At 28.6% G+C, this 16,450-nt stretch carries 14 protein-coding genes and 1 pseudogene; 2 read left to right on the forward strand and 13 right to left on the reverse strand.

Annotated elements, in window-relative coordinates:
* Window positions 1–77: 77 nt before the first annotated feature.
* Window positions 78–509, reverse strand: coding sequence for a hypothetical protein (locus CBLAS_RS02995; protein ID WP_106871234.1), 432 nt, complete (start codon window positions 507–509; stop codon window positions 78–80).
* Between the two features lie 546 nt (window positions 510–1,055).
* Between CBLAS_RS02995 and CBLAS_RS03000 the strand changes: the two genes are divergently transcribed.
* Together CBLAS_RS03000 and CBLAS_RS03005 are read left to right on the forward strand one after the other, a co-directional pair.
* Window positions 1,056–2,936 (forward strand): cytochrome c3 family protein, encoded by a 1,881-nt coding sequence (locus CBLAS_RS03000; RefSeq protein ID WP_241517595.1) that lies wholly within the window; start codon window positions 1,056–1,058, stop codon window positions 2,934–2,936.
* A 63-nt stretch (window positions 2,937–2,999) separates the two neighbouring features.
* A complete protein-coding gene (locus CBLAS_RS03005; protein WP_106871230.1) occupies window positions 3,000–5,114 on the forward strand; it encodes a cytochrome c3 family protein in 2,115 nt (704 codons plus the stop codon).
* 21 nt (window positions 5,115–5,135) lie between these two features.
* On the opposite strand, the gene CBLAS_RS03010 is transcribed toward CBLAS_RS03005, so the two are convergent.
* The 12 genes and pseudogenes from CBLAS_RS03010 to CBLAS_RS03065 form a co-directional block, all read right to left on the reverse strand.
* Window positions 5,136–6,176 carry a lysozyme inhibitor LprI family protein gene (locus tag CBLAS_RS03010; protein WP_106871228.1) on the reverse strand — a complete coding sequence of 347 codons (1,041 nt, stop codon included), beginning with the start codon at window positions 6,174–6,176 and terminating at the stop codon, window positions 5,136–5,138.
* Between the two features lie 105 nt (window positions 6,177–6,281).
* Window positions 6,282–6,503: a hypothetical protein gene (locus tag CBLAS_RS03015; RefSeq protein ID WP_172658170.1), complete on the reverse strand. Its 222-nt coding sequence runs from the start codon at window positions 6,501–6,503 to the stop codon at window positions 6,282–6,284.
* 28 nt (window positions 6,504–6,531) lie between these two features.
* Entirely contained in the window at window positions 6,532–7,509 is a 978-nt protein-coding gene (locus CBLAS_RS03020) for a hypothetical protein (protein ID WP_172658171.1), read from the reverse strand.
* Between the two features lie 112 nt (window positions 7,510–7,621).
* Window positions 7,622–8,548, reverse strand: coding sequence for a hypothetical protein (locus CBLAS_RS03025; protein WP_106870005.1), 927 nt, complete (start codon window positions 8,546–8,548; stop codon window positions 7,622–7,624).
* Window positions 8,549–9,012: 464 nt separating this feature from the next.
* Complete coding sequence (locus CBLAS_RS03030; protein WP_106870007.1) at window positions 9,013–11,154, reverse strand: AAA family ATPase; 2,142 nt, start codon at window positions 11,152–11,154, stop codon at window positions 9,013–9,015.
* Window position 11,155: 1 nt separating this feature from the next.
* Complete coding sequence (locus tag CBLAS_RS03035; protein ID WP_106870009.1) at window positions 11,156–11,449, reverse strand: ATP-dependent Clp protease adaptor ClpS; 294 nt, start codon at window positions 11,447–11,449, stop codon at window positions 11,156–11,158.
* On the reverse strand, window positions 11,433–12,062 hold the full coding sequence (locus CBLAS_RS03040; protein WP_106870011.1) for a thioredoxin domain-containing protein: 630 nt from the start codon (window positions 12,060–12,062) through the stop codon (window positions 11,433–11,435). The genes CBLAS_RS03035 and CBLAS_RS03040 overlap by 17 nt, the downstream gene beginning before the upstream one ends.
* A gap of 13 nt (window positions 12,063–12,075) precedes the next feature.
* Entirely contained in the window at window positions 12,076–12,540 is a 465-nt protein-coding gene (smpB, locus tag CBLAS_RS03045; RefSeq protein ID WP_106870013.1) for an SsrA-binding protein SmpB, read from the reverse strand.
* Window positions 12,537–13,301, reverse strand: coding sequence for a 4-(cytidine 5'-diphospho)-2-C-methyl-D-erythritol kinase (locus tag CBLAS_RS03050; protein ID WP_106870015.1), 765 nt, complete (start codon window positions 13,299–13,301; stop codon window positions 12,537–12,539). Before CBLAS_RS03050 ends, smpB begins: the two co-directional genes overlap by 4 nt.
* A 56-nt stretch (window positions 13,302–13,357) precedes the next feature.
* A pseudogene (locus CBLAS_RS03055) lies at window positions 13,358–13,471 on the reverse strand (4-(cytidine 5'-diphospho)-2-C-methyl-D-erythritol kinase); the annotation flags it as partial.
* Window positions 13,468–14,286, reverse strand: a complete 819-nt coding sequence (gene truB, locus CBLAS_RS03060; RefSeq protein ID WP_106870017.1) for a tRNA pseudouridine(55) synthase TruB — start codon at window positions 14,284–14,286, stop codon at window positions 13,468–13,470. The gene truB and the pseudogene CBLAS_RS03055, both read right to left, overlap by 4 nt.
* Window positions 14,283–16,355 carry an ATP-dependent helicase gene (locus tag CBLAS_RS03065; RefSeq protein ID WP_106870020.1) on the reverse strand — a complete coding sequence of 691 codons (2,073 nt, stop codon included), beginning with the start codon at window positions 16,353–16,355 and terminating at the stop codon, window positions 14,283–14,285. The genes truB and CBLAS_RS03065 overlap by 4 nt, the downstream gene beginning before the upstream one ends.
* Window positions 16,356–16,450 lie beyond the last annotated feature (95 nt).

A 16,450-nucleotide genomic window follows, 5' to 3' on the forward strand; every position in this document is an offset into this window, starting at 1 on the left:
TAATAAATTTGTATGATTTGTAACTTGGGTCTAATATTACATTTAATAATGCAACTATTTTTAAATAGTTAATATAGCTATTTAACTTTAACAGGCATAAACATAAAATCGTGTATTTTCCATTTATTTTTTACTTTATGCAATACTACATTTTTTGTAAAAGTATGATGCTGTCTTTTGTAGTTTGAAGTAAGTTTTATAACTGCTAAAGTTGGACTACTTTTTTCTTTAAGATTTTCAAAAGTAAGCTCCACAATATCATCGTTGCCTTTATAATCATAATCTATATAAAACAGATCTTTTCCATTTCCCATATCTTCAAATTTTTTCAAATATAAGAGATTATGATTTTTAGTTAATAGCTCTTTTGCTTTTTCTACTTTACCATCTTCACACAATAATATGAAGCCCCTAACTACTTCAACAGGATTGGTTTCATCAATCTTGGGACTACAGGCTGTAAAAAACAATAAAATAAATACAGATGCGAATATCATCTTTTTACACATTATATATCCTTTTTAATTTAATATGTTAGATTTTAAATTATATTTATATATTTAAGATTATTACTTTTTATTGCTTTAAAGTACCTTATGCATAAAAGCTATAAGACTATATAAAATTAGATATAAAATACAATATTATTATAATAAAATTTATATATTATTTAATAAGATAAATAAAAAGTAATAAATAGTAAACAATATTAAAATAATAGCTAAATATTTCAAGTTAGATTAATATTAATTAAATATAATTTCAATAGTTGATATATATATTTTTTAAATTTTCAACTCAATTCATATAAATTAAGTTTAATATTGAGTATATATATCAAAATTTAGGATTTTAGCTCCTTTAATAAGGACTAAATATAGTTAAAGAACAAATTTAGGAGGTGTTGGATGAAAACACGTTGGTTAAAAGTAACAGTGGCCTGTTTGCTTTTTGGGGGAAGTTTTGCATCTTTGGGGGCTGCTAGTAAGCGTCCAGAACAATTTGATGTTAACAAATATCAAAGCAAAATTCAAAATGAGAAGAGATTAAACGCTATGGGTATTAGGGAGATTGATCCAAATACTCCAAGAACTTTAGAAAACTATGTTGGCGATGCTGATGGTTTTTTAGAGATACTTTTTGAAAGACACCCTATGTTTCACTATGAAAGAGAGGGTAGGCTTGTAGGTCAATATAGAATCAGTGACCGTATGGAAGAGTTTGTTGAGATGAACTCTGGTCCGAAATTTGCAAAGAAAAAAGGACTTGAAAGAGCTGCTATAACATATAGATTAGGTATGGAATCAATTCTAGACTATCCTAATAAATTTGTTGGTCCAGATAAATGTGGTGAGTGTCACCCTGCACAATATGAACAATGGGAAAGATCAAGACATGCAAAATCAGTAAGATTCCCTGAGCAAATGTTAGAGGTAGATGGCGATTTAAAAAGACCTCTTTATGGAAGTTCAGCAAGTATACTCCCACTAGGTATTCAAGAAGATGATATATATGCGGTTATTGGAACACCAAGAACAAAATATGGTTTTATAGATAGATGGTTAGTTAGAGGAACTTACCATGTTCAAGATGGAAATTTGAGCGACTTAAGTGGTAAAATGGTAGCTGGTGGCAACCAATTCTCTAGAGTTTGGGCGCAACACATTACACCAGAAACAGCTAAAAAAATTGCTGAATTTTCACCAGGCTTCCCAACAAAAATGGAAGATTTTGGTCGTTCTCAATCAACTGTATGGGGAACAAACTCATATGGTGCAAACTATGCTAAATCAATGGCTTTTCAACCAGCTAGCTCATACTGTGAAGTATGTCATAGTTTCAAATTTGATTTTAAATCAAGACAAGAGTTTTTTGACGCTATAGGAGATAAGGATATGCTAAGAGAACACACTATCTCAAGAGGTATTTCATGCGAAGAGTGTCATGGAGCTGGAGCTCACTTGTATGGTGCAAGAGGTGCTGGTATGCCAAGTAACTGTGAAAGATGTCACCAAAGATTTGCATTTCATGAAGATGAGGCTGAGCCAAATCCAAGAAAACCATTTAATGCATACTTTAAATCAAGTTGTCCATCATGTGGCACAGAAGGTGCTCAAATGTATAGTTCATTACACTATGATAAAGGTATGAGATGTACAACTTGTCACGATCCACACGAAGTTACAGCAAACGACTGGAGAGATGAATATACTTTAGTTGGACTAAAACAAACTTGTCAAGATTGCCACCCAACACAAACAGAGTTTTTTGCTGAAATGGGTGGAGCCCATTCTAAAGATAATTGTACAGGATGCCATATGCCTGTTATGATGAGTTGTGAAAACTTTGCAGCTGTTCAAAATCCAGATAAAGGTGGTTTCGATAATGTTAGAACAAGCCATATTTGGAAAATTGATGTAAGCAAAGATAGAAAGTCAATCAACCCACCAGCAGGAAAAGATAGAGATCCTATGAATGTTAAAGGCTGGAGATTTGATAGAGATGAAAATGGTAGATTCTTTGTTGACTTAATGTGGAGTTGTGGTAGAACAACTTGGGCAGACCCTAACCTAGTTAAACCAGGTGCAAGTGGATGTCACAGTCCTATCCAATCAACTTTACCAAAAGATTTACACTTTACAGATCAAGCTATGATCTATGAAAAAGTTATGGAATGGCAAACTCCTGTTAAGAATGGATATGAAGAAATCAAAAAAGGCTTAAAAGAAGTTAATAAAGCTATTGCTAATAACGTAAGTCTTGATGTTGATAAGAAAAGCCAAGCTATATTCTTAGCAAAAGAAGCTAATGAAGTTAAAAAGAAACTTGAAAAAGATGGTGGTTGGGGAATTCATGGTCCGCAATATTCTAAAAAGATAGTTGATGAAGCATTAGTGTATTTAGAACAAGCAAAAAATATACTAGGTATTAAATAACATCTTTTAATTATAAGCTCAGCTTCAATAGCTGAGCTTTTATAAAGTAATAAGGACAATGATATGAATAGATTATTAAAACAAATGTTTACTACTCTTTTTCTATTTGCTTCATTGCTGTTTTTCTCTCCAGCTAAAACACATGCTTCTGGAGAAGGTTCTATGGCCATCGTTGATGGCGTAATTCCAATCAGTATGTCTCAAGCAAAAGGGATTATGGAAAATGGCGCTCATGTTTATGATTTTAATATGAATGAAGTTAGAAATGAGTATGGGTTTATAAAAGGTGCTACCTTAGTTGATGTAGACATGGGAATACCTTTTGATAAATTAGAGGCTATGATGCCTAAAGATAAAGATGCAACAATACTTTGTTACTGCTTAAATAGATTATGCTATACAAGTAGTGAAGCGGCATTATCTATTATGAAGATGGGTTATAAAAATGTTTATGTAATGCTTGAAGGTATTGAAGCTTGGATATTACATGGTAATCCAGTTGAAAAAAAGAATGGTTCAAATGTTCCAGATAAATACAAATATGTTGGTAGTAATAACTGGGCAAAATCAGAAAGTGTAACTGATTATACAGATGTTATACATAGACAAATTATGTTTGGAGATATTCCATCTTGTAGAGATTGTCATGGTATTCAAATAGGCTATGATAAAAAAGCAATATCTGAAAATTTTGCGAGTAATAGAAAAAATATTAACCAAAACTGTGCTCTTTGTCACGAAGAAGAGGGCGAAGAATTTAGTACAAGTGCTCATAGCTTTTTAGTTAGCACAAAAGAAAATAGCCCTATGTGTACAGATTGTCACGATGTGCATATGGGCAAGGAAACAACTCTTGTAAATATGAAAAAAATGAGTGACCAAAAATGTGGTAGCTGTCATGAAAAAGAGAGAAAGCATTATCATAATACTTTCCATGGAAAGGCGATGTATCTTGAAGATGCTGGTAAAGCTATAGATGTTGCTGCTTGTTATGATTGTCATGGTGCTCATAATATTTATAAAATAGATGATAAGCGTTCAACTCTACATCCTGGTGCAAATAGAATAGAAACTTGTGCATCATGTCACCCTGGTGGAGGAGAAAACTTCTCTAATTGGATAGCTCATGCTGATCATACTGATCCAGATAATACAATGCTATATAGTGCATTTATTTTTATGACAGGATTAATAGCAGTTGTATTTGGATTTTTCTTTATACATACAGCATTATGGACAATGAGATTGCTTATAACAAGAGCAAAATATCCAAAAGAGTGGAAAGAGGCAAAAGAAAAAGCTCATAGTGACCCTGTTAAAATTGAAAGATTTACGAATTTCCATAAAATTCAGCATTTCTTCTTAGCAGCTAGCTTCTTAGGCTTAGGATTCTCTGGACTTCCTCAAAAGTTCTATACAGCTTCTTGGGCTCAAGATATGATCGCTATAATGGGTGGACCTATGGGTGCAATTAAAATTCACCATATATCAGCTATTATTATGATTATAGTATTCTTAAGCCATATTGCCGAGTTTACTCTACATGGATGGAGAAATAGAAAAGCTATAATTGATCCTGCAACAGGAAAATACAGCTTTAAGATATTCTTAGGAAAATTGTTTGGACCAGATTCATTAATGCCAAATTTCCAAGACTTTAGAGATCTTAAAGAAAACTTCCTATGGTTCATTGGTAAGCGTGAAACTATGCCTAAGTTTGATAGATGGACATACTGGGAGAAATTTGACTGGATTGCGGTGTTCTGGGGTATGTTTATTATAGGCTTATCTGGTTTAATGCTTTGGTTCCCTGTTTGGTTTACTAAGTTTTTACCAGGTGAATTACTAAATCTTGCTACATTCCTTCACTCAGATGAAGCGTTGCTAGCATTAGGATTTATATTCTTGTTCCACTTCTTCCATACACACTTTAGGGCAAATAAATTCCCTATGGATATGGTAATCTTCTCAGGACATTTAACTGAAGAAGAGTTAAAACAAGAAAGAGAGCCTTGGTATAACAGACTTAAAGAAAGTGGTAAACTTGAAGAGCTTAAGGTTAAAAATGATAACTTTAATGCTTGGAAGACATTCTCTTACTTCATAGGTTATGCTATGGTAATCACAGGATTTATCTTCCTTTTCATGATGATATACGCTTTTATTGAAGCTATGTAATTATAATATTAAGAGTTGCCTTTAATGGCAACTCTTTTCGTATTTTAAACTGCACTCTATACTGCTTAATTCAGAATTAATAAGTGGGTTTTTCAAATCCATATTTACAACTGATGATGTATCATGCCATAAATCATATATAGCTATACCTTTTCCTCCACTAGAAAAATATTCAAGTTCTAAAAGATAATAATTATTTTTATATATAGCTATATAGTCTCCACTTCTACTATCATTTGAAAGTCTAATATTTTCTGTATTGTTGAGTAGAGCCTTGATTAAGTTTGTATCCAAATTTCTTTTTTTGCAAAACTCTTTATCTATTAAATAATAATGTCCAATATCTCTTTTGTATTTTTTATCAAACTCCAATGATATTAATGAAACAGGCTTTATATATAAAAATTTCTTGCCTTTTAAGTATAGCTCTGCTATAGATACATACTTATATCTATCTTTTGTGATCTCATATTCTGCTGGTTGTTCATTTGTTTTTAAATATTTACGCACATCCCTGTCTAATTCAAAATTCCAACATTTTCCAAGTATTTTTTTTACTTTTTCGCTATTATATTTCTCTTTATTTATTAAAAAATCTTTTATAGAAATATCTTTAAATTTAAAAAAATCATTCCAAAAATTTTCCATACTTTTGATTTGTTCTTTTGTGTATCGATATCCTTTTTTACACACAAAATTTTTTTCTTCAAAAGTTGGTATTTTACAAGGGTATTTTCTACAAATTTTATATTTTTGCATATCTTTAATGTGATTTAGTAATTTAATTGGAAAAGTATTTAAATTTTGTAAAGAAGTATTTAATTCTTTAATTCTAGATAGATAAATTTGTTTTATACAATTTTGATCTTTGCAATTTTCTTTTTCTTTTATCCATTCATTTTTATCTTGCTCTAACTCTTTTGTAATATGGCAAAAACTATTATATAATGAATTAATATCTTCTTCATTATAATTTTGCCTTTCTAAACTTATACTTGTATCATAGTTAGATCCAAAATTAAAGCTTATTATAAGCATTAAAAATAATATTGATTTTCTCATAAAATTTCCATATAAATATTTACAGAATTTTAAACTTTATAATTTAGTATATTAAATTTAAAAAATATTTTATTTAAAAAGTTATTAAAATATTATTATTTTTTATTAAAACACTTCAAAAAGTTTAAAATCTTTTGCATTTACAAAATTTCCTAGTTTTTTAGCTAACTCCTCGCCATCTACATTTAAAGTAATACCTTCTTTTCTGTCTATCCATTTAGTATCTGCTATCTCACTTTTACTAGGAGCATTCTTTTGTCCCCACAAGTAGTAGCTTAATACCTCACTTGAATAATCACCATTTAAATCTAATTTATATGTTGCCATTGTTTTTCCTTTGTTTTAAGTTTTTAATTTATCTAAAATAATCTTCCAAGTATGATGCAACTTCTTTATCAATACTATAATTCACATTTCCACAATTATCTATTTTTCGTGAATATCTATTTTTCTTTTTTACAATCTCTTTATGCTCATCAATAATTTTGTTTATAGATTTATTTTTATAATAATCTTTGCTATTAATTTGTATGTCTATAGTGGTTTTTATAATACCTTCTTCTGAAAAAATAAGGCTATTATTTAAGTATATTTCATATCTTTTTTTACACATATCCGTATAAATAACTGGCTTTTTAAACCCAGCTATATTTGTTTTTGTATCTATTTGAAAAAGCTCATCTAAATTTGCTACTTTTAGATTATCATTAGAAAAGAAATTCTCATTATTTATATTTGTTCTTAAATACTCTTCCCAATTATCAATGGTAAAGTTTTCATATATATAGTATTTATTGTCTTTTGTGGTATTTTTACTACAATTATGCATAAAATAATCAATTTTTTCATTTAGAATTTTATACTTTTCTATATAATCAAAAACAGCTTTTCTATACAACTCTTCTTTTGGTAGTATTCTGTCTTCTTTTAAACAATACCCCTGTTTGTATTTTTCTTTTTTAAATATAGTAGTTAAGCTTATGCCATATTTATTAGAGTAATCAGGAACAGCTCTTACAAAGATTAAAGTTAAAATTATGAGTATTGTAAAAGATAAGATTATCTTTTGTTTTTTAAAAAAGCGTTTTAGTATGAGATATAAGATTAGTAAAGATATTACAAACAATACTATTAAAAATAGTATTGGATAAGATGTTGTAATGTTGTTAAATAAATCTGATATGGTTTTAAAAAATAAGTTAGTATACCAAAACGGGTATATAAATAAAATCCATCCCATTTCTTCAAAAAAAGTTGTTTCATGTTTTATAGCAAGTATCTTTATAAAAGCAATAAATACTAAAAAGACAATAATAGTTTTTTTAAATTTCATATTGTGCTACCTTTAGTTTATAACACTTGTGTTATTATCTAAATTTGAATTATTGTTTTTAATTTTTAATTTCGTGATAGTAATTTGCTCTTTATTCATAAAAATCTCCTTATTAAAAAATAAATATTTTACTTTCTACTTTTTCTATATCTATACCTTTTTTAGTTAAAAAATAACTTCTTATATTTTGATAATCTTGTTCTTTTACTATAAAAATATTTATAAAATAGGTTTTAGAATAAATTCCTAAACAATCAAAAAATCTAATAGACTTAAAACCTCCAATATAAATTTGCAACAAAATTTTTGGTAAAAAATATATTAAATAAAAAAATATTAAAAATGATATTAATTTTGCAAAATCAAATACTAGAAAAAATAAACCTACTACTAAAAAACAAATTATTACAATACTTCTAGAAATTTCACCTGTTAAAAATCTACGAATATCAATAGTCTTATTTATATTAAATATTTCTTTTGTAATAATGGTTCCAGCATCTGTTTTGCAATCTCTTATTTCAATAGTATTTTCGTAAAAAATTATTTTTTTATCTTTTGAATTAAACATTAAGTCTATGTAATTAAATCTTAAAGTTGTAATATAAACCATTGATAGAAAATATATAAAATTAATAATTGATATATTTTTTACAATGGTAAAAACAAAAGCTATAAATATAAAAAATAAATAATGTAAAAATATTAAAGTTGGCTTATAATCTTTTATGATCAAAGGTTCTTTATCATAATCTCTTTTATTTTTTAATTCATCTTTTTTAAATATTGAATTTTTGCTTTTATCTTTTGTTTGGTTTTTGATGTATAAATTTTGAGTATTGGGTTTAGTATTTGAGTTTAAATTATTATTTTTATAATCTAGATTATCTGTTTTATTGTTTAAATTTTCATTGTGAATTTTACTATTTAAACCATCATCTAAATTTGAATTTTGTGTAGAAATTTTAGTTTTTTTACTAGTTGGAATTTTTCTTAGTTTTTTATTTTTATTTAGGTTATCATTATTTATATTTGCCATAAACTACTCCTTGTGTTTTTAAGTAAGCTTATATTGCACTATATAAAATAAATATATTATTGCAGGTTAATTTTATCCTAAAAAACTTAGATACTTTTATAGCTTTAATATAATTACTTAATGTTATTTTGAGCTAAATGAAAGATTTTAATATTGTTTTAAATCTTCTTTTATTTTAATAGTATAAATTTAAACATCAAAATTTGGCTTTTGATATGCAGTTAGATTCTTAGCTAATGCTCAGAATGACTAATTGAGTAATTAAATACTAAATTTATTAAAGGCTTAAAATGGGATTTTTTGGCTAAAGTCTCAGAATGCCAGAACGACGAAAGTTCTAGAGCGACTAAAGGGAAAATTTAGTTTATAGTAATTTTGTGGTTTAAATTTTAGAATATTTATATTTAATCTCATATTTTGGATTGCAGATTAAAACTTGCAATCCAAAATAGACTAAGATGAGATTAGCTAAATTTATAAGTTAGTTCGTTATCTTTTAAGTTTATACTTATTGTGCCACCATTTTTAAGCTTGCCAAAAAGTATTTCTTTGCTTATAGCATTGCTTATAATTTGGTTTATAACTCTTTTTAGATTTCTAGCACCAAATTCTGCACTATAGCCTTTATTTATAAGATATTTTTTTGCTTCTTTTGTCGCTTTAATCTTAACATTTTTAGCTCTATTTTCTATCTTTTTTAATGTAGAATCAACTATTTTGGTTAAAACATCATCACTTAGCGGGTTAAAGTTTATAATACTATCAATCCTATTTCTAAACTCAGGAGCAAAAAAGCTTTTAACAGCGTTATCTACTTTTATACTATCATCTTTTTTAAAGCCCATTTGTGGAGCTTCCTTTGTCCCTAAATTTGAAGTCATTATAATTATGGTATTTTTAAAATCAGTAACAACACCGCTACTATCAGTTAGGGTTGAGTTGTCAAAAATTTGCAAAAATATATTAACTAAATTTTGATGAGCTTTTTCTATCTCATCTAAAAGTATAACACTATATGGATTTTTTTTGATATTATTTGTTAAAATACCTCCACCTTCAAAACCTACATATCCAGGTGGTGAGCCTATTAGTTTTGAGACAGAGTGAGCTTCCATATATTCACTCATATCAAATCTTTCAAAATTAACATTTAGTGATTTTGCCAATTGTTTTGCAAGCTCACTTTTACCAATACCGCTACTTCCTGTAAATAAAAACACCCCAATAGGCGAGTTTTCCTCTTTTAGTCCTGCATATGAACGAAGCAAGGAATTGCATAGTGCATTTATGGCTTCATCTTGACCAAATATAACACTTTTTAGATTTTTTTCTAAATTTTTTAGAGTTTTAGTATTATCTTGATTTTTAGCTATATTTTCTATATTTGCACTTTTAGATAGCGTATCAATGATATCTTTTTTGGTTATTTTTATACCTTTTTTATCTTTAATGGAAAATTTAGCCCCAGTTTCATCAATCAAATCAATTGCGCTATCTGGTAAAAATTTATCTCTTAAATACCTTTTTGCAAGTTCAACACTAGCTCTTAATACATCATCGCTGTATTTAACACTATGGTGTTTTTCATAGCTATCTTTTAGCCCTTTTAATATCTCAAAGCTATCTTCAATACTTGGCTCATCAATATCAACTTTTGAAAATCTCCTGCTTAATGCCTTGTCTTTATTAAATTTCCTAAACTCTTCATAGGTTGTAGCCCCAATACATGAAATTTCACCATTTGCTAGTGCAGGTTTTAGTATGTTTGCCATATCTAAGCTTCCACCTGTTTCGCCTGTTCCTAAAATAGTATGAATTTCATCTATAAACAAGATAACATTTTTATCTTTTTTGAGCTCATCTATAACGCCTTTTAATCTCTCTTCAAAGTCCCCTCTATATTTTGTTCCAGCTATCAAAGCAGCTGTATCAAGAGTGTAGATTAGTTTATCTTTTAGTTTAGATGGAACTTTTTTATTAACTATATTTAAAGCTATACCATCAACTATAGCAGTTTTACCAACTCCAGCCTCTCCAACTAAGATAGGATTATTTTTCTTTCTTCTGCATAGAGTTTGCAAGGTTTGACTAATCTCTTTTTCTCTTCCTATTAAAGGATCTATTAGACCATTTTTTGCTTTTTTATTGAGATTGAGAGTGTATTTATCTAAAAAACTTTCCTCTTTTTTATCTTCGTTTTTTTCTGAAATTTCTATCTTTTTTACATTGAAATTTTCTATTCCATGGTGGTTTAAAATTTGTGATAAATCACTATCTTTATCATTTAAAATGTCTTGTATAAAGTCCAGTGATGTATAGACTTTATCTGACATATCGCCATTTTTTAGTATCATCTCTAGAGCAAAACTTAAAACAGGGGTTTGCTCTAGGTTGTCTTTGGGATTTTGTTCTAATATTTGTTTTAAATTATTTGATAGATCTATCAAATTTGTATCTACAAAAGCATTGTTTATAATGGATTTCACATCACTATCTAAATTTAAAATTATATATAGAAGATGTGTTGTTGTTATGTATTCATTTTGATTTTTCTTAGCTAAATCACTTGCTTTTTGTAGATAGTATCCAAAATTTAAATCTAACAAGTTACTCCTTTTCTATTGTGCATTGAAGTGGAAAATTTGCAACTTTTGCTGAGTTTAATACCGCTTTTTGTTTGCTTATAGCAATTTCTTTTTGGTATGTTCCGCAAATAGCTTGTCCACTATTATGAATTTTTAACATAGTTTCTACTGCTTCATCAAAAGACTTGTTAAAAATTTGAATTAAAATATCCACTACAAAGTCCATCGTCGTTTTGTCATCATTATGCAAAATGACATTATAAAGTTTGGGTATAAAAAATTTAGTCTTTTCTACCGTCTCACTTTGTTTTGGCATCTCTTATCCTGCCTATATCAGCATTTAATATTCTAGTGCCAACTTGACCTATATAATACTCTTTGCCTTCTGGAACTTTCATCTCATTATCAGTTAATCTTTCTATAACACCATCTGTGTTGTAAACTACTTTAAATGGAACCGTTAGAGCTCTTTTGTAATCTAAATCAACTAAAATTTGCTCTATGATTTTTTCATTTGGATTATCTTGATTGTTAGCTATAAAGTAGTATCCATTATATTTTTTCATGAAATTTTCTTTTATCTCTTCATCTGTTACATCTTCAAAGTGGTTTAGTCCAACCATGAAAAAATCATCAATGTTATTTACTTGAAAGCTAGTTAGGTGAGCTGCTTCTTCACGGCAAGGCTCGCAAAATGTTCCAAAAATATCTATCATAAGTATCTTTTTTTCACCATCAAGCTTAAAGCCTTCTTCGGTTCTAACTAGAGTTATCTCTTTGCCATTTACCCCTTTTAGCTTGATTTTATCGCCTATTTTATATTGATTTTCTTTTTGAATTTTTATAGGGGTAGCTTGTGCTTCTTGTTTCTCTTCGCCACAACCTATAAAAATAAACACCGTCAAAATTGCTAACAATACTTTTCTCATTTTAAATCCTTTTTTAAATTTTTCCTTTTCCAAAATTAACTATAGCTGCTCTTGCTTCTCTATCTGCTGTTTTTCTTTTTAAGGTTTCCCTTTTATCATGCAGATTTTTACCTTTAGCTAGGGCAATTTTGACTTTAACTATATTCTTTTTATTTAAATACATAGATAGAGGAACTATAGTTGAGCCATCTTTTGTAACACTTCCAAAAAGCTTATCAATCTGCTTTTTATGCATTAAAAGCTTTCTAGGCGCTCTTTCATCGGGTCTAAAATAGCTATTTGTATTTTCTAAATAGCTAATATGAGATCCAAGTAAAAATAGCTCTCCTTTTATTATCCTTACAAAGCTATCTTTTAGATTTGCTCGGCCGGCTCTTAAGCTTTTAACTTCACTCCCTTTTAAAACAATCCCTGCCTCATAGGTTTCTAAAATAGTAAAGTCATGATATGCTTTTTTATTTCTAGCTAAATCTCTCAAATTTTACCTTTAACTTTAAAATAACTGCTTCCACTTCCACTTAAAAACTCATCATCATTTAAGATAAGCTTAGGATAGAGTTTTTTGCAAGGAAGTAAAAGATCGTTTAATTGGTAGTTTGTGTAACTACTTAAAATCTCTTGCGAACTTAAATTATATAAACTTAATGCTAATTCTTTATCTATAACATTCATAAAATTTTTTCTAAATTCATTATAAACCACAGGTGTTGATGAAAATATATTTGGAGATATTATTTTAATCTTTGGAACTATATCATCAAAATTTTCTATAATCTCACCAACTCCACTAACATTTGCACTTTTTAGTCTACTTGCAAAAAAGGCAACATCGCTACCTATATTTTTTGATATCTCAACTATATCTGGGATGGTCAAGCTTAAATCTATCTCTTTGTTTGCTAGGTGTAAAAAAGTGGCTGCATTACTACTTCCACCACCAAGCCCAGCACCAATTGGTATATTTTTATGTAAAATCACATCATGCTCTTTAAAAAAAGCATGTAATTTCTCATCAAAACCTAATTTGGCTAGTTCATTATATGCTTTAGAGATAATGTTTTCGCCTTTAATTGCTTTGTTTGATAATATATTTAATTTATAATTATTATAACTTGACTTTTTAAATGAAATTTCATCATATAAATTTTCGACTAAAATGAATCTAGAAACTAACTCATGATAGTTATCCCTTGTGCCTATAATCTTTAAAAATACATTTATTTTTGCAAAGCTTTTCAAATTTTTATCCTATTTAGCAAATAATTTACATCGCTATCTTTTATCTGTATTATTGAGTATAAACCATCATATAAATTTTCGACTAAAATGAATCTAGAAACTAACTCATGATAGTTGCCTCTAGTGCCTACAGTTTTTAAAAACACATTTATTTTTGCAAAGCTTTTCAAATTTCTATCCTATTTAGTAAGTAGCTTACGCTATCATTTTCTATCTGTATTATAGAGTACATGCCATCTAAATCTAGTAAGTAATCTCCATCTTTTTTTATGCTAAAATCCCCAATATCTAGTTTTTTACCAAGTCTTATATCATCTAAATTTGAATTATAAAAATTATACTCTAAATTTAGATATTTAATAGGATTTAATGCAATCTCATCCTCAAATTTAAACCTACCTTCACTAACTCTTTTTAGTGCACTAAGTGTTATATTTATGCCTAAATTTTGTGCAAAAATTTGCGCATATGAACGAATATATGAACCTTCGCTAACTGAAATTTTGATTGTTAAAAATGGATGCATATAGTTTATGATTTCACACTCATAAACATTCATTTTATTTTTTTTCATTTCAAATTCTTGCCCTTGTAAAGCTAGCTTGTAAGCTCTTTGTCCGTCAATTTTTTTGGCACTGTATTTTGGTGGAGTATATTCAATTTCTCCTTTTAATGTGCTAATTATATTTTTTAGCCTGTTTTTATCAAAAGCTTTTAATATTTTTATTTCTTGAATGTTTTGATTATCAAAACTTTCACTTTTTACTCCAAACCACATTGTTGTTATATAGGTTTTGGGTGTCTTATCTAAAAACCTAAAAAATCTAGTATAGTTTCCAAAGGCAACTATCAAACAACCGCTTGCAAAAGGATCAAGCGTTCCAGAAAAACCAGCCTTTTTTACGCCATATTTCCTTTTTAATTTAGTTAAAAAATGGTTTGAGCTTATCCCTATTGGTTTATCTGCTACAAATAGACGGTTCATGCGACTTTTTCTACAAAATTAGACATAATTTCACGAAATATACCACCGAAATTTATCTTGAGTTTTGAGTCTTTTTTAACTTTGGTGACACTTGTAACTCTTCCTATTCCAAATAGTTTATGCTTTACCAAATCTCCCTTTTTAAAATCAGCAGTTTTTTCAAGCTTTAATGATCCTTCGCATAGCCCAGCTTCACTTAAAAATCTACTTTTATCAAGCCTTTCTCTTCTTCCTCTATAAAATCTACTATTTGAGTGGCTAAGAACTAGCTCTTTTTTAGCTCTCGTAATTGCTACGTATCCTAAGCGTCTTTCCTCTTCTATATCATTACCATCGCTTATTAGTGGGAAAAAGCCTTCTTCAAGACCTATTACAAAGAGATATTCAAACTCCAAGCCTTTACTAGCATGAACGCTCATTATTGAAATAGCCTCATCACTTAATGCATCTTGTTCGCTTGTAAGGCTTAGTTCATTTAAAAACTCCTCTAAGTCGAAATTAGCATTATTTATTATCTCATCTTTAAGCATTGCATAAAACTCATCAATGTTAGCAACTCTATCTCCGCCATCAGATAATTCTTTATAATATTCTTTTAGCCCAAAGTTGCTCTCAAGCTCGTTTATTAAATCATATAAAGATTCCATTTTATTCAAATTTGTGATATTTTCTACAAATTTGCCTAACTCGGTAAAGCTTTTTTTACTAACATCGCTTGGATCTAGGGTTGCTATGGCGTTAAAAAGAGATAATTTATTATCAAATGCTATTTTTTCTATCTTTGCTAAACTAACTTTGCCAAGCCCTCTTTTTGGTCTATTGATTATCCTTCTTAAAGAAAAATCATCGTTATTGTTTAAAATAAGTCTTATATAGCTAATTGCATCTTTTATCTCAGCTCTTTCGTAGAACTTCATTCCACCTACCATCTTATATGGGATCCTAGCCTTTGTAAGGCCATCTTCTAAGGCACGGGAAAGAGCATTTACTCGGTATAACACTGCAATCTCTTTAGGATCTACCCCGTTACTTATAAGTTTAGTGATTTTTTTAGCTATTTTGTTTGCTTCATAATTCTCATCATCGCTTTGATATATCTCTATCTCACTGCCTTTTTCTTTTGTGCTTGTAAGTTTTTTACCAAGTCTATTTCTGTTGTAATCTATTAGATTATTTGCTGCATTTAAAATGTGTTGCGATGAGCGGTAATTCTTTTCAAGTCTTATGATTTTTACATTTTCAAATTGATCTTTGAAATTTAAGATATTTTCAACTCTAGCTCCCCTCCAACCATAAATGCTTTGATCATCATCGCCAACAACGCATAGATTGTTGTGATTTTTACAAAGTTTGCTTAATAGTTTAAATTGCAGATCATTGGTGTCTTGATATTCATCTACCATTATATATTGGTATCTATTTGATATATCATCACAAAGATCAGGGTTTTGTGATAGAATTTGATATGGCAAAACTAGTAAATCATCAAAATCTACTAAATTGTCGCTGCGTAAAGTATCTTCATATTTTTTATAGACATTTGCAACTTTTTTATAGTATCCACTTGCCTCTTTTTTAAGATCATCGCTAAAAAGATTTGCATTTTCTAAAGCTTCATCTGCGCTTATAAGAGAGTTTTTAAACTTAGAAATTTCACTTGCTAAAATTGAAGTTGCTATATCACTTTCAAAACTTTTTATTATTTTCTTTTTATCATCTGTATCGATTATCAAAAAATTATTTTTTCTATTTAGTTTTGATATATAAAATTTTAAAAACAAAAGCCCAAATTTATGAAAAGTGCAGAGTAGGGGTGGGGTTTGAGAGTTTTTGTTGTCTATCATAGATAAAGCTCTTTGTCTCATCTCGTTTGCTGCTTTGTTTGTAAAAGTAAGTGTTAAAGTTGAACTTGGAGGAATGCCAACCTCAGAGATTAAATAAGCAAGTCTTGTTGTTATAGTTTTTGTTTTGCCACTTCCTGCGCCTGCTAGTATAAGCATAGGACCATCTACATGTGTGGCTGCCTTTTTTTGCTCATCGTTTAACTCTTTTAAAATAGCACTCTGCATAATCCCTCTTTGTTAAATTTAATATATTATTTTATCTAAAATATCTTATATTATGGTTATATGAATTAAGTGAAGATGTTTAGGGGGTTTAGGAT

The sequence above is a fragment of the Campylobacter blaseri genome, from assembly GCF_013201895.1.
GTDB lineage: Bacteria > Campylobacterota > Campylobacteria > Campylobacterales > Campylobacteraceae > Campylobacter_B > Campylobacter_B blaseri.

Coding starts and splice junctions, on each gene's coding strand:
- CBLAS_RS03020 (WP_172658171.1), bottom strand. CDS start 7,509: ATGAAATTTAAAAAAACTATTATTGTCTTTTTAGTATTTATTGCTTTT.
- CBLAS_RS03040 (WP_106870011.1), bottom strand. CDS start 12,062: ATGAGAAAAGTATTGTTAGCAATTTTGACGGTGTTTATTTTTATAGGT.
- CBLAS_RS03025 (WP_106870005.1), bottom strand. CDS start 8,548: ATGGCAAATATAAATAATGATAACCTAAATAAAAATAAAAAACTAAGA.
- CBLAS_RS02995 (WP_106871234.1), bottom strand. CDS start 509: ATGTGTAAAAAGATGATATTCGCATCTGTATTTATTTTATTGTTTTTT.
- CBLAS_RS03035 (WP_106870009.1), bottom strand. CDS start 11,449: ATGCCAAAACAAAGTGAGACGGTAGAAAAGACTAAATTTTTTATACCC.
- CBLAS_RS03015 (WP_172658170.1), bottom strand. CDS start 6,503: ATGGCAACATATAAATTAGATTTAAATGGTGATTATTCAAGTGAGGTA.
- CBLAS_RS03065 (WP_106870020.1), bottom strand. CDS start 16,355: ATGCAGAGTGCTATTTTAAAAGAGTTAAACGATGAGCAAAAAAAGGCA.
- CBLAS_RS03010 (WP_106871228.1), bottom strand. CDS start 6,176: ATGAGAAAATCAATATTATTTTTAATGCTTATAATAAGCTTTAATTTT.
- CBLAS_RS03000 (WP_241517595.1), top strand. CDS start 1,056: ATGGGTATTAGGGAGATTGATCCAAATACTCCAAGAACTTTAGAAAAC.
- CBLAS_RS03005 (WP_106871230.1), top strand. CDS start 3,000: ATGAATAGATTATTAAAACAAATGTTTACTACTCTTTTTCTATTTGCT.
- truB (WP_106870017.1), bottom strand. CDS start 14,286: ATGAACCGTCTATTTGTAGCAGATAAACCAATAGGGATAAGCTCAAAC.